Annotated in this window: 11 protein-coding genes; 8 read left to right on the top strand and 3 right to left on the bottom strand. The window is 43.7% G+C overall.

Going from position 1 to position 13,724, the window contains the following annotated elements; translation table 11 throughout:
• Positions 1–17: 17 nt before the first annotated feature.
• On the bottom strand, positions 18–779 hold the full coding sequence (locus ACYUCY_RS08950) for a sulfite exporter TauE/SafE family protein (RefSeq protein ID WP_460226126.1): 762 nt from the start codon (positions 777–779) through the stop codon (positions 18–20).
• A 191-nt stretch (positions 780–970) separates the two neighbouring features.
• On the opposite strand from ACYUCY_RS08950, the gene fghA reads away from it, so the two are divergent.
• Complete coding sequence (fghA, locus tag ACYUCY_RS08945; protein WP_460226125.1) at positions 971–1,807, top strand: S-formylglutathione hydrolase; 837 nt, start codon at positions 971–973, stop codon at positions 1,805–1,807.
• Here fghA and ACYUCY_RS08940 read toward each other — a convergent pair.
• Positions 1,796–3,934, bottom strand: a complete 2,139-nt coding sequence (locus tag ACYUCY_RS08940; RefSeq protein WP_460226124.1) for a TonB-dependent receptor — start codon at positions 3,932–3,934, stop codon at positions 1,796–1,798. The genes fghA and ACYUCY_RS08940 overlap by 12 nt on opposite strands.
• Positions 3,935–4,647: 713 nt before the next feature.
• The gene (locus ACYUCY_RS08935; RefSeq protein ID WP_460226123.1) at positions 4,648–5,601 is read right to left on the bottom strand and encodes an NAD(P)H-dependent flavin oxidoreductase; all 954 of its coding nucleotides are present in this window, start codon (positions 5,599–5,601) and stop codon (positions 4,648–4,650) included.
• Positions 5,602–6,421: 820 nt separating this feature from the next.
• On the opposite strand from ACYUCY_RS08935, the gene ACYUCY_RS08930 reads away from it, so the two are divergent.
• The 7 genes from ACYUCY_RS08930 (at position 6,422) to ACYUCY_RS08900 (ending at position 13,628) form a co-directional block, all read left to right on the top strand.
• On the top strand, positions 6,422–7,663 hold the full coding sequence (locus tag ACYUCY_RS08930; protein ID WP_460226122.1) for a branched-chain amino acid ABC transporter substrate-binding protein: 1,242 nt from the start codon (positions 6,422–6,424) through the stop codon (positions 7,661–7,663).
• Between the two features lie 100 nt (positions 7,664–7,763).
• Positions 7,764–8,714: a branched-chain amino acid ABC transporter permease gene (locus ACYUCY_RS08925; RefSeq protein WP_460226121.1), complete on the top strand. Its 951-nt coding sequence runs from the start codon at positions 7,764–7,766 to the stop codon at positions 8,712–8,714.
• A complete protein-coding gene (locus tag ACYUCY_RS08920; protein ID WP_460226120.1) occupies positions 8,714–9,973 on the top strand; it encodes a branched-chain amino acid ABC transporter permease in 1,260 nt (419 codons plus the stop codon). Before ACYUCY_RS08925 ends, ACYUCY_RS08920 begins: the two co-directional genes overlap by 1 nt.
• On the top strand, positions 9,973–10,758 hold the full coding sequence (locus ACYUCY_RS08915; protein WP_460226119.1) for an ABC transporter ATP-binding protein: 786 nt from the start codon (positions 9,973–9,975) through the stop codon (positions 10,756–10,758). Before ACYUCY_RS08920 ends, ACYUCY_RS08915 begins: the two co-directional genes overlap by 1 nt.
• The gene (locus tag ACYUCY_RS08910) at positions 10,751–11,446 is read left to right on the top strand and encodes an ABC transporter ATP-binding protein (protein WP_460226118.1); all 696 of its coding nucleotides are present in this window, start codon (positions 10,751–10,753) and stop codon (positions 11,444–11,446) included. The genes ACYUCY_RS08915 and ACYUCY_RS08910 overlap by 8 nt, the downstream gene beginning before the upstream one ends.
• A gap of 149 nt (positions 11,447–11,595) precedes the next feature.
• Positions 11,596–12,393: a 16S rRNA pseudouridine(516) synthase gene (locus ACYUCY_RS08905; RefSeq protein WP_460226117.1), complete on the top strand. Its 798-nt coding sequence runs from the start codon at positions 11,596–11,598 to the stop codon at positions 12,391–12,393.
• Positions 12,390–13,628 (top strand): BaiN/RdsA family NAD(P)/FAD-dependent oxidoreductase, encoded by a 1,239-nt coding sequence (locus ACYUCY_RS08900; protein ID WP_460226116.1) that lies wholly within the window; start codon positions 12,390–12,392, stop codon positions 13,626–13,628. The genes ACYUCY_RS08905 and ACYUCY_RS08900 overlap by 4 nt, the downstream gene beginning before the upstream one ends.
• Positions 13,629–13,724 lie beyond the last annotated feature (96 nt).

Raw genomic sequence — 13,724 nt, 5'->3', positions numbered from 1 at the left:
TAATTAATTGGGTATTACTACAACCACATCGCTGCTGCGCTGGCGAGTACGGTCATAATAAACAAAAACCATTTTAAGGTTCTCTGGCTGGCTTTTATTGCGAATTTTACGCCGAGTTGTGCACCCGCCATTGTTCCCGCCGCTAGAATTAAACCTGGAATCCACATTACCTGTCCGCGCCAAATAAAAATTCCCAAAGCAACGGAAGTTAATACCCCGGTACACAACATCTTAAGTGCATTCGCGCGTACCAGGTCGTAACGCAAACTGCCTGCTAACGCGGCAATTAAAATAAATCCCACTCCAGCCTGAACGAACCCGCCATATAAACCAGCAATGAATAAGGTTCCCCACGCGCGATGATTGCCTTTCATCTTTAAAGAGGCTTCGCCTTCCATTGTCGCAATGGTTTCTGGACGAACAAGAATGATGAGTGCCATGGCTATCATCGCAAATAATAAAACCGGTTTGAGGTAGGTCGTAGGCATGAATGACGCTGCGACGGCACCGATGGCTGAACCAATGAGCGTTGGAATTAAAATTGGCCATACATCAGCACGTTCGAGTTTGCCGCGTTTATCAAATCCCCGTGTACCTACTAGGCATTGTAAAAATACGCCGACTCTATTCGTTGCGTTAGCGATATCGGCGGGCAAGCCCAATATCATCAACGCGGGCACGGTTAAGTTTGAGCCACCGCCGGCAAGTGTGTTGATTACACCTGCAACGACGCCGGTGCCAACCAGCATAACGATGAGAAGGGGGGATATTTCGAACATAACAGCTATAAAAGTCTATTGAATTAAATTAAGTGGGGCATAGTACCGATTTGTTGCGGAGAATGCCTAGTTTTTATATCAATAGTCGCAATTTGAATCTTGATGCACTTGGTTTTTAGGTGTCACTTGGTACACTTCGCCATCGCTGTATTTTTTGGCGTGCAACACTAAAAATTTGGAGAAAGTTATCAATGCAAGAGCTTAGTAGTAATTTAATGTTTGGTGGTACGCACAAGCGTTTCTCCCATGAGTCTGTAGCCTGTGGTTCAAGCATGACCTTCGCCATATTTTTACCAAAACAAGCGCAAGAAAAACCCTTGCCGGTTTTATATTGGTTGTCGGGCTTGACCTGTACCGATGAAAATTTTTCGCATAAAGCAGGTGCCCAGCAATATGCAGCGGAACACGAAATCATTTTGGTCATCCCAGACACCAGCCCGCGAGGTCTAAATCTTCCGGGTGAAGATGATAGTTATGATTTTGGCAGCGGCGCGGGTTTTTATCTCAACGCAACTAAGTCTCCTTGGGACAAGAATTACCGCATGTATGATTACGTGGTCGATGAACTACCTACGCTAATTGAAGGCCATTTCCCTGTTGATAAGCAACGTCGATCAATCACTGGGCATTCTATGGGTGGGCACGGTGCATTAACCATCGCGTTGAAAAACCCTGATCGCTATAAGTCAGTTTCCGCTTTCGCTCCTATCGTTGCACCGAGCCAAGTTCCATGGGGTCGAAAAGCATTGCAAGGATATTTGGGTGACGATGAAAGAAACTGGCAAGAATACGATTCAGTTGCCTTAATTAAATCGGGAAAAACAGTCGCAGAAATATTAGTAAGCCAAGGCGGCGCGGATGATTTTCTACAAGAACACTTGAAGCCCGAGTTGCTTCAAGCGGCTTGTGAAGAAAAAAATATACCGATCACGTTAAATATTGAACCCGGTTATGATCACAGCTATTTCTTTATTGCGACATTTATCGAAGAGCACATTAAATACCATGCGAAGTTTTTAAAAACTTAAACGAACGCCTAGATCAATGGAGCGCCCCGGCGCCGGCGAGAAGTTTTTAAGTAACGAAGTATGATCTCTGATTTCTTTATCGCTTAAATTGCTAGCCTTCGCGAAAAATACCCATTCCAAACCTTGAGCTTGTAGATGGTAATCTAGTTGCGCATCGATACGTGTATACCCTTCGGTTTCGAGTTCATTTTCCGCCACGTCTTTTTGCGCACTCACTTTAGTACTTCTCAGTTTTGCGGAGAAGTCGCCTACTTGGTACTGCAGTTCGATACCGAATCGTTGTGGTGGAATACGGGGGATGTTCTCACCGCTGTCCAATTCCGCCTTCACCCGGTCTCCGAATATTGTGAAGTCGAAATGATGCACATCCAGAAAAGTGCTTGGGTAGGACAATTGCACTTCAGCTCCTTGAAAACTTGCATCGTCTTGTAAATATTGGCTGACAATTGTTTCGTCGATTTCACCGCTATCGGCTAGGTAAATGAAGTTTTTGAAGTTATTACGAAAAAAGTTTATTTCGGCTCGAAAATTACCGGCATATTTAAAAAAACCAATATCAATATTGTTCGATACTTCTGTTGTGAGGCCCGGATCACCCAGTTCAATGCGTTGTGTAGCGGCGTGGGTAACTAAGTTCTCGTCGCCATGAATGTCGCATGTGCCCACTGCAATATTAGAAAACAGCTCCTCAACAGTCGGCGCTCTTTCCGCACGGCTCAGCGATACATTGATATTAGTGTTGTCGTCGATCCCCCAGATTGTTGCTGCATTGGCACTCCATGATGTCGTGTCTGTATCGCAAGCGGCTTTAGTTTTAATTTTGTCTTTATCAACGCGTAAGCCAAGTTCAATAATTGTTGGTGATAAATCGATACTTTCGAGGATAAAAAAACCGAGGTTTGAAATATCAGCGGCGGGTATGAAAGATTCTTCACCAACGGCGCTAAAATCGCGATCACCATACTGCAAGCCCCAAACGCCATTCAGTCCTTTGTGGTGTTGATGTTTGACGGTGACGCGGCTATCGAAACCTTTGTTTTTAAAGCGCGTGCCAACAACCGGACCCTCAAGTTCTTTATGCTCGTAATCGTTAAATGTGAGATGAGCGTTCAGTTCTTCAATAAATCCAGTGTATTTCTGACCGAATTCTATATCACTACGCTGTTGTTCTAGGTCAATGCGAATATTTTCCTCGCCTTCCTCCTCCTCTTCCTCACCTTCTTCGTGATGGTGCGCGCCGGGCGGAATACCATAATTATTTTTTAGATTGCTAAAAGCAATGCCGAAATAACTGTCGTCGCCAATCCACGATCCACCGATCGTAAAGTTTTCTGCTTCGGTATCAGAATTCGCTACAAAGCCTTTGGTGTTTTCGTGTTCCTCTTCTTCCTCCATTTCATCTTCATCGTGGTGTTCGAGCGCTTCTATCGATTCAATATCCAGGGCGTAGCCAGGAATTTCGACGAAATTACTATCGCGATGAACGCCGTCAAAATACCAAGAAATTTTTTCTATGCTGCCTCCGAGTTTTGTTACCAGAGTGTTGCTATCGTTAACACTCGAGTGTCGAATTTCGGTAGCGCCACCAAAGGCTGAAGGTGCTAAGGTTTTAGGAATACGATTATCGATCACGTTGACGATACCGCCGATTGCGCCATTGCCATAGAGCAGAGTTGCGGGACCTCGAACAATTTCGATTTGCTCAGATAACAAGGCTTCCACCGAGTCGGCGTGATCTTGACTCGCACTCGACGCGTCTAAAGTACTCAAGTTATTCTGCAAGACCTTCACTCGGTTGCCGGTAAGCCCGCGAATAACCGGTTGGCCAACGCCGACGCCAAATGAGCTTGAATGAACCCCAACTTGATTTTGGATGGTTTCACCGAGAGTGGTGGACGCGCTGTTTCGTAGTTCCTCACCGTTGATTAGGTGAACCGGTAACGCGGTTTCAGTTTTGGATTTTCCTTGCGAACCGCTGACAATAATCTCTTCGATCTCGCCGTGATTATGTTGATGGGCACCTTCGTCATTTTGCGCGAAAGAGGTGCTGCTACAAGTTGCGCCGTAAATTACCGCGGCTAGGTATATGAATACCGATTGATGTGATTTGCTGATTATATTCTTCATTACTTTCCTCAATAAATTTTCCATCGGCCAATTGATACAGTGATCCGTTGGCGCGTATATTTTTTATTTCCGTGTTGAAAGTCACAGGCAAGGCGGACGATTCCGTTAAATCATACAAATGCAGATAACCGAAAATCTCTACGCGAGTTTCAACTAAGAAAAAATTGCTACAGTGAGCGATATTTTGTTTGGGAAATTATCGAGAGGGTGGTGCGCGAGCTTGTGTGTGGAGGAATTTGGGGCTGCTAGAAGCAGTAAAAATTTCTTTAAATGCTACTGATGCCGCGGGTGAAGTGAGATTGAAGGTGGTTTGGGAGTGAGCCGAGTGTTCTAGACTGTGTAAGTTCGAACAAGTACTACAATCGTGATTTTGGAAATGACTCGCAAGGTCTTGAGCATCCTCGTGATGATGGGAGGCGAGGGCGAATTGAGAAAACAGTAAGGCAAATAGCAGCGACCACTTTAACAAATTGTGGTTTGAGTGCCGTCCGATGTGTCCAAAACGCGTGATAGCGATGTTCATAGTTCTCAATTTTAGGCGCAAGATTTTGCAGTTTGATGAACGCAATAAAAAGTGCCAGCAAAAAAATTGGGTTAAGGAAATTAACCGAAGGGCGATAATAGAATATTTCTGTGATTGGAAGCAACAGGCAATAAAAAAGTGGGTCTTTAAAAAGCCCACTTTTTTTATTGTTACTTAAGGTTTGGAAGTATTAAGCCAATAAGCTTTTCTTCGCTTGGTGGTATTCTGCTTCCAAGCGTGCGACAAGTTCTGCGGCGGGAAGAATCTGTTTAACGGCGCCAATTCCTTGCCCGCAGCCCCAAATGTCTTTCCAGGCTTTGGTGCGATCAGAGCCGAAATTCATTTTGCTTGGGTCACTGACGGGCAGATCGTCGGGATCTAGTCCCGCGTTAACGATCGAGGGCTTCAAATAATTTCCGTGAACGCCGGTAAATAAATTTGAGTAAAGCACGTCGTCAGCGGCGCAATCAACAATCATTTGTTTGTAACGTTGATCAGCGTTAGCTTCTTCTGTGGCGATAAAAGCAGAGCCGATATATCCCATATCTGCGCCCATCGCTTGCGCTGCGAGGACAGCTCCACCATTTGCAATGGAGCCAGAAAGAATTAATGGCCCATCAAACCACTCGCGAATTTCCTGTACTAAAGCGAAAGGTGATGTGGTTCCCGCGTGACCACCGGCGCCCGCAGCAACGGCAATTAATCCATCAGCGCCTTTTTCGATGGCCTTTTTTGCAAAACGATTATTAATAATGTCATGCAGGGTAATGCCACCATAAGAATGAACGGCTTCATTTAATTCTGGGCGCGCTCCTAGTGAGGTAATGATAATAGGCACTTTATATTTCACACACATTTCAACATCGTGTTGCAGGCGATCATTACTGCCGTGAACAATTTGGTTGACCGCGAAAGGAGCGGCCGGGCTATCTGGGTTTGCTTGATTGTAAGCATCAAGTTCCGTTGTGATTTTAATTAACCATTCTTCCAAAACTTCTGCTGGTCTCGCGTTGAGTGCAGGAAACGAACCGACGATTCCTGCTTTGCATTGGGCAATTACAAGATCAGGATTAGAGATGATAAATAAGGGTGAGGCGATAACTGGTATTTTCAAGTTGTCTCGCAGAACAGCGGGGAGAGTCATAAGCATTCCAAAATAGATAAGCTAGTAAAGTAAATCGTTAACGCGAACTGGTAGATAAATACACCAATCACGCTAGCTTTTTAAACACCAAAAAGGTGCGAAGAAAGCCGTCAACTGTAGAATATATCCGGGTCTAGGGTCAATTAAAACGACCAATTAGAACTTTAAAGTCACCGGTGTTCGTAAAGCTCTTGTTTCTCTTTTCACGATTTTCTGTAGTAAAGCATAGCATTTGTACGATTTATGGCTGGTTTGGCGCTTTTTAAGATTGCAGATGATATATCTCTGTTATTGTCCGAATTGATGGTGGAGAATAAATCCTCTTTTGTGGTCGAAAACGAGCGTTACGGAAAATTGCTGAGTGTAGAAGCCGGTTGTTAAGATCGGTAAGTGTATCAGCTAAAATTGTCGCAATTATCAGCTTTAACTATATTGTGGACTCAAGTGAATTTATCGGGCTTTATAGGCTGGACTTTGGAAATTCTTTTGCCGTATAGTGGCCGACCGCGACGCGAATAAAGCGCCTGGACTTATAAATAAATATAACCGCTATTAAGGAATGTTTTAGGTAGATTTGTCCCAGGACTACACGATTTATTGCAATGGTCCTGAAACTAAAGCTAGAACAAAAAAATACCGACTAAGTAAAAAATAATTTTGATTTATTTTTTAAAATATAAAAATATTTGATTTGAAAAATAAAAGCATTTTGATACTTTCTGTTTGTTAAGTTTTATAAAAATAAAATAATTGTCTGAACATTTTAAATTAGCTAGGTATCTAAGCTACTACTAATAAGAAACCTTCGAGGTAAATAGGTATGCGTAAACATATTTTATTCGCGCTGTTAGCTACAGTGTTTTCGGGAGCTGTAAGTGCAGCTGATGATGATGTTATTAAAATCGCCTACCTCGATCCTTTGTCTGGCGCATTTTCGGTGACCGGTTACAACGGCCTCTATCAATTTGAATTCGCAATTGAAGAATTAGTTAATAGCAAGGGTGGCGTACTCGGTGGTAAAAAGTACGAAATTGTTACTTTCGATAGTCAATCCAGCCCAAAAGAAGCCTTATTGCAATTAAAAAGAATTACCGGTGAAGGTATTCAATTTATCGTTCAGGGGAACAGTTCAGCGGTCGCTAACGCCTTAAGCGATGCGATTTCAAAACATAATCGTCGTAACCCAGAAGAGCGCGTTTTATATTTAAATTATTCGGCAGTTGACCCCGCCTTAACTAACGAAAATTGTGATTTTTGGCATTTTCGCTTTGACGCGAATGGCGATATTAAATTACAAGCGCTAACCGACGTTATCAAAGATCGTCCGGACATAAAAAAAATCTATGTAATTGGTCAAGATTATTCATTCGGTAAAGCCGTTGCAGCTACTGCGGAAAAAATGCTCGCTGAGAAACGCCCAGATATCGAAATAGTGGGTAACGAATTGCACCCAATGGAGCGTGTTAAAGATTTCACACCGTATATAACAAAAATCCAATCCTCTGGAGCTGACGCCGTCATTACTGGGAATTGGGGCGCGGACATGTTGGGTTTGGCAAAAGGTATTATTGATGCGGGCTTAGACATTCCTATATACACCTTTTATGGTTCTCACGAAGGTAATAGCGCCGCTTTTGGTGAGTCAGGTGTTGGTCGTATACGCGTTGTCCACAATGGTCAATCGAATCCTCCGGCCAGTCCTTACATGGCGGATTATCACAATCGCTACAAAGCAAAGTATCCAGATTCGGATATCACTAACCAGCGCACACACATTGTAATTAATATGCTGACCAAGGCCATTGAGCAAGTGGGTTCGACCGATCCTTATAAGGTAGCGCTAGCCTTGGAGGATATGAAAACCACTTCAATAGATGGTACAGATTTATGGATGCGTCCTACTGACCATCAATTGTTTCAACCACTGTCCATTTCTGTTCACTCCGGCGACGTCGAATTCGATGCGGATAATTCTGGATACGGTTTGCAAGCAGAAAAAATCATCGCCTTAGAAGATACTATCACCGAAACTTCCTGCAAAATGCGACGTCCACGTGAGTGATTTTTGTTGCAACCGCTCTTGTTAACCGGCGGTAGGATAAAAAGTTCTTACAAAATAATTTAAAAAATATTAATAAAAATAAAAGCAGGGTTTGTAGTAAATGGGCGAAATATTAATCTTCTCCACCCTAAATGGTTTGGTGATGGGTTTGCTGCTGTTTATGTTAGCCAGTGGCCTAACACTTATTTTTAGTATGATGGGCGTGTTAAATTTTGCGCACGCGAGTTTTTACATGTTGGGGGCATACTTTGCCTACACCATCAGCCAGTATACGGGGTTTTGGGTGGGCTTAATCTTTGCCCCGATTATCGTTGGTATCTTAGGTGCTTTGGTAGAACGCTATGGTTTGCGCCAGGTTCATAAGTCAGGGCATGTTGCAGAATTAGTGTTTACCTTTGGTCTTGCCTTTTTAATTGAAGAGGGCGTGCAATTTTTCTGGGGGCGCGAAACAAAAAACTACCAAGGTCCGGAATCACTTAACTTTGCCTTGTTCGAAATCTTTGATCAAACCTTTCCCGCTTATCGCGGCTTCATGATCCTTATAGCCATTGCGATATTCGTCGGTCTCTATCTCGTCTTAACACGTTCCCGTATCGGTTTAATTATTCAAGCTGCCATTACTCATCCCCACATGGTTTCGTCTTTAGGCCATAACGTACCGCTCATTTTTATGGGTGTATTTGGCGTGGGAACGGCGCTTGCTGGCGTTGCAGGTGTGATCGCCGGACCTTGGTTAACGACTTACCCAGGCATGGCGATTAGTTTAGGCAGTATTGTATTTGTGATTGTCGTGGTCGGTGGTTTAGGTTCATTAGCCGGTGCGTTTATTGCCGCCTTGATTATCGGTTTAATGCAAAGCTACGCGATTGCTTTGGATTATGGTGTGAGTGATTTATTGGATGTATTCGGATTGAGTTTCAGTGACGATCACGCGCTCCGCGATCTTTGGTCAATGACCCTGCCGCAAATTGCGCCAGTGTTACCGTATTTACTGTTGGTGTTGATTCTTATTTTCAGGCCACGTGGAATTATGGGTAAGAGAGAGTCCTAATGCCTATACAACTTTTACGTTCCAGCGCTATCTGGATTTGTTTTATCGTCGTGGTACTTGTTGCACCACTGATTTTTGATTCTCGTGCCGGCGTCTCCATTTTAAATGATATGGCGATCCTGATTATTTTCGCGTTGAGCTACAACATACTGTTGGGGCAAACCGGTTTGTTGTCTTTTGGCCATGCGGTGTACTTCGGGCTTGGTGGTTTTGTCACCGTGCACATGTTGAATTACGTTGAAGAAGAAATATTTTCAATCGCAACACCTTTAGTTCCTCTCTTTGGTGGTCTCACCGGTTTGTTTTTTGCTTTTATTATTGGCAGCTTTTCTACCAAGCGTGCAGGTACGGTATTCGCGATGATTTCTCTGGGCGTCGGAGAAATGATTGCCGCGTGCGCGTTAATTTTTGTGGCATTTTTCGGTGGCGAAGGCGGTGTGAGTGGTGATCGAACCTATGGCCCGGAATGGTTCGGCGTTATGTTTACGCAAGAGATCGAAATTTATTATGTTATTGCTTTTTGGTTAATTCTCTCAACCATTTTAATGTATTTGTATACGCAAACGCCGGTAGGGCGCATCGCAAACGCGGTGCGTGACAATCCTGAGCGGGCAGAATTTGTTGGCTACAACCAACAACGTGTGCGCTATATCTCGTTTTGTATATCGGGACTTTTTGCGGGTATTGCCGGTGGCTTATTCGCTATCAATTACGAAATTCTTACCGAAGAAAATTTAAAGCTGAGTGAATCAGGCACTGTACTGTTGATGGCGTACATTGGTGGTTTAGGTTTCTTCATTGGGCCGATTGTTGGCGCAATTTTATTAACCTTGTTGAGTTCGGTGATTGGTAATTACACTGAATTGTGGATGCTATACCTTGGCATATTGTTCGTAGTGACAGTGCTTTACATGCCCAGCGGTATTAGTGGCGTGATCATGAAACATCATCAAGCGTTTAAGATTGGTCGTTTAAAAAACCTTTATCGCCCTTATGCATTAATCATTGTTCCCTTTGTTGTGTTGATTTTAAGTGCTGCTGGTTTAATGGAATTAATCAGTCATGCTCGCGAAGCAACGGGTGATGATTACGGTATGTCGCTTTACTTTATCGAATTCAGTTCTCATTCCATTATGCCCTGGGTCGTGTTGATAGGTTTAACCTTGGTGTCGGGCTTTTTAGTTAGGTTTTTAAAAAGCAGCGTAATGGAAGAATGGGAAAATATTAACAGTGAATTCGTCAGCGAGGGCCGTAGCTAATGTCTGCTCTCAAACTCAGCGGTGTAAATAAATCTTTCGGCCTTACCAAAATCATTCGTGATGTAAATCTAGAAATTAAAGAAGGCGAGTGCCATGCCATTATCGGCCCCAATGGGGCAGGTAAATCTACTCTGTTTAATTTAATTACCGGCCGCTTTCCCGTCACTTCCGGTTCTATTTATTTGCACGATACCGAAATTACCGGTCTTCAGCCTTTCGCTATTAATCGCCTAGGCTTGACGCGTAGTTTTCAGGTGACAAATATTTTTGCCAACATGACTGTTTTTGAAAATATTCGTTGTGGCTTATTGTGGTCGATGGGCTATAAATATTCTTTTTGGCAGCGTCTTGCAAAACAAAAAGAGTTAAACGAACGCACTGATATGGTACTAGAAGAAATAGGTTTGTCGAAACGAAAAAACGTGATCGCAGGTGTTTTAGCGTATGCCGAGCAGCGAGCGTTAGAGTTAGGTATTTCTATTGCTGGTGGTGCCAATACCATTTTGCTGGATGAGCCGATTGCTGGAATGAGCCACAGCGAGGCAGAAGATGCTATTGAGTTGGTAAAGCGCATCACCAAAGATAAAACATTAGTGATGGTCGAGCATGATATGAATGTTATTTTCGATGTCGCAGATCGCATTTCAGTTTTGGTGTATGGCGAAATTATTGCAACTGATACGCCCGAGAACGTACGCAATAATCCGCATGTACAAGAAGCCTATTTAGGAAAGGATGAAGACGAGGAAGAAGAGAGCGAGCGAGGAGAAAGTAACAATGCTTGAAGTCAAAGATCTCCACGCTTACTACGGCAAAAGCCATATTTTGCACGGCGTAAATTTTAATGTTCATGAAGGCGAAATCGTAAGCCTCTTAGGTCGCAACGGTGTCGGTCGTTCAACCACAGTAAAAGCCTTAATGGGCGAAGTTGACGCGAAAGGCTCCGTCACTTTTAAAGGTAAAGAAATTTCCGGTTTAAGTTCACACGCCATTGCAAACCTGGGCTTAGGTTATGTGCCGGAAAATCGTGAAGTATTTCCGACTCTTACGGTACGGCAAAATTTACAACTCGGTATTAAGCGAGGCAAAAAAAATAGCCGCTGGAGCGAAGCGGATATGTTTGAAATTTTTCCAAACCTTGGTACTCGTGCGGATGTGTTGGCCGGTGTATTGTCTGGTGGCGAACAACAAATGCTATCGATTTGCCGCACTCTGATGGGCGACCCCGATCTAGTTATGATCGATGAACCTACCGAAGGTCTCGCACCAAAGATCGTAAAACAAGTCGGTGAGCTTTTGGAGGTCATTGCGAGTCGGGGCGTTTCAATTTTATTAGTCGAGCAAAAACTCACGATCGCTTTAAAAATTTCCAACCGCGTCTACGTCATGGGCCATGGCCGTATGGTGTATGACGGAACACCACAAGAAATGCAGGCCAACGAACAAGTTCGTAAAGAGTGGTTGGAAGTATAGGGGGCCTGCTAGGCTTCCTTTTCTTGTGTTCACTTTCTTGCTATGCCCCCTTTTTTCTTTGCCTGCTAGACCCGCTAGTAATTTAAAGATATTTCGGTAAGCTGCGATAACTTTGTAATCATCAAGGCTTAGTTAACCGGAAATTTCTAATGTCATCAAAACGAGCGCGTCTCGATCGATTTCTCAGTGCCAAACTTCGCCTTAGTCTACGGGATACTCGCTTAATGCTGATTCAAGGCCGCATCAGCGTTGACGGCCATGGGGTCGACGATGCGACTCGCGTAGTCAATCAATTCTCTTTCGTGCAGTGCGATGATGAGATTATTCAAGCCAATATCCCGCGTTACATTGTGATGAATAAGCCTGCGGGTGTTGTAAGCGCCACTAGAGATAAAAAGCATCGAACCGTTCTAGATCTGCTGCGAGAGCATTATCGCCCGCTAGGTTCAAGCAGTAATGATGGGCCTGAAACAGATTTCAGCGATATTCATATCGCCGGACGTTTAGATTTTAATTCTACGGGTTTGGTTTTACTTACCAATGACGGTCGATGGTCTCGCAGTATATGTAAGCCGGAAAATCGAATTGTTAAAACGTACTTGGTAACATTAGAAAATCCCCTAACAGATCTGAGCGAAAGAGAAGACTACATAAATAGTTTTGCTGAAGGCATGTTCTTTAATTACGAAAATATAACAACGCGACCGGCGAGCGTAGAATTTGTCGAGAATAATGTTGCTAAAGTTGAATTAGTTGAAGGGCGTTACCATCAGATTAAGCGTATGTTCGGACGTTTTCAAAACCGTGTGATCGCACTGGAACGAATCGCGATCGGTACACTGTGCTTGGATTCCAGTTTCGCTCAGGGGCGGTGTCGAGATCTAAGCCTTGCGGAGCTACGTAGCGTTGATAGCTGCTTCGATTCTGGATTAGAGGTAATTCGGTGAGTAAAAGCCTCGATAAAAAAGCGACACAAGTAGACGTCGTAATATTGGGTGCGGGTGCAGCGGGTTTGTTTTGTGCATTCACCGCAGCGCGGCGAGGTCGCAAAGTATTGCTATTAGAAAAATCGAATAAAGCCGGTAAAAAAATTCTTATGTCTGGCGGCGGTCGCTGCAACTTCACCAACCATTTCGTCTCAGCTGAAAATTACATTTCAAATAATCCGCACTTTTGTAAATCAGCTTTAAAGGGTTTTACTCAGTGGGATTTTATCACCATGGTTGAAGATCACGGTATTGCCTTTGAGGAACGCAAGCATAGCCAATTGTTTTGCTTAAACTCGGCAAAAGACATTCTCAACATGTTATTGAAAGAATGTGAAAGGGTTGGTGTTCAAATAAAAACCCAATGCGAAATTACGGAAATACGTGCAGGTCAGGACGGGGAGGGTGGGAACACGTACCAAATAAAATATCTGCACGATAATAAAATTAATCACATGGTGGCGGAATCGCTAGTGGTTGCAACCGGGGCCTTGTCAATTCCTAGCTTGGGCGGAAGTGGTATGGGCTACGATATCGCTAAACAATTTTCGCTCCCGCTCACCGAACGTCGAGCGGGTTTGGTACCCTTTATGTTTAGTGACGCCACCAAACTTCTTTGTGAACGTTTATCTGGCTTAGCATTAGAAATAGAGGTTACATGCAATAAACAATCCTTCGTCGAAAATATGTTGTTTACGCATCGTGGCATAAGTGGCCCAGCGATGTTACAAATTTCAAATTATTGGAACTTGGGTGACGAAATAGTGATTGATTTATTGCCTGGTACGGACGCGAGAGATTTATTGATAAAAGAAAAGAGTCTTTCGGGAAAGAATCGTCTGCAAACAGTCTTGAGTAAGCACTTGCCGAAAGCGTTGTTGAAAGAGTTACAAATGCTATGGTGGCCAGAGCAAGGGGAGACGCCGCTTGCCGAGTTTAATGATAAAAGTTTACAGGAAATTGGTAAGAAGATTAATGCTTGGAATTTAAAGCCGTCTTCGACCGAGGGTTATCGGACTGCGGAGGTGACGTTGGGCGGAGTTGATACGGATGCGCTGAGTTCTAAGACGATGGAAGTTAAAGGTCAGAAGGGGCTATATTTTATTGGTGAGGTGGTGGATGTCAGCGGGCATCTTGGCGGGTTTAATTTTCAGTGGGCATGGTCCTCTGCTCATGCCGCCGGTTTATATGTGTGAATAATTGGCTATTTTTATGGTGTTTTCTTTGTTCTAATATTCAGTTTGTCGCCGATTATTCGTAAGTGATGAGATTAAATGCGTATATGCCTTGCG

Source organism: Aurantivibrio infirmus, assembly GCF_054767315.1.
Note: the sequence above shows the minus strand (reverse complement) of the source record. Positions and strands in the feature narration are given on the sequence as shown.